Genomic DNA, 559 nt, shown 5'->3' with positions numbered 1-559 from the left:
CGGAGGAAGCGATCAAGCTGTCGCCGTCCTCGACCTGGGCCTCGCAGGCGGTGCTCGGCTTCCGCTGCGCGCGCGGCGACTGGAGCGGCGCGCTTGCGATTCTCGATTCGAATCTGTCCGCGGGCCTGATCGACAAGCCGGCCTATCGCCGCCAGCGCGGTGTGCTGCTCACCGCACGGGCGCTGGAACTGCAAACCATGGACCGCGACGTCGCGCGCGAGAGCGTGATGGAAGCGATCAAGCTTGCGCCGACCCTGGTGCCAGCCGCGGTGCTTGCCGCAAAATTCGAGAGCGAGGCGCATCAGGTGCGCCGTGCCATGAAGCTGGTCGAGGTCGCCTGGCTTGCCAACCCGCACCCCGATCTCGCCGACGCCTATGCGCATGTGAAGCTCGGCGATACCGCCTGGCACCGCTTGCAGCGCGTCGAGATGCTTGCGGCCAAGACGCCTGCCGACAAGGCCGGCCATATCGAAGGCCAGCTCGCGATCGCGCGTGCCGCGATCGACGCCTCCGAGTTCGCCCGCGCGCGCGAGGTACTGGCGCCCTACGTCAGCGATCC

1 pseudogene is annotated in these 559 nt (G+C 68.7%); it reads left to right on the top strand.

Features of this window, described 5'->3' with window-relative positions:
- Positions 1–559, top strand: a pseudogene (locus MOV74_RS40010) (hypothetical protein); the annotation flags it as partial.

The organism is Bradyrhizobium sp. SHOUNA76 (assembly GCF_023006445.1).
In the GTDB taxonomy this organism is placed as follows: domain Bacteria; phylum Pseudomonadota; class Alphaproteobacteria; order Rhizobiales; family Xanthobacteraceae; genus Bradyrhizobium.
The sequence above is the reverse complement of the archived record's forward strand: the minus strand, read 5'-3'. Positions and strand labels throughout refer to the sequence as shown.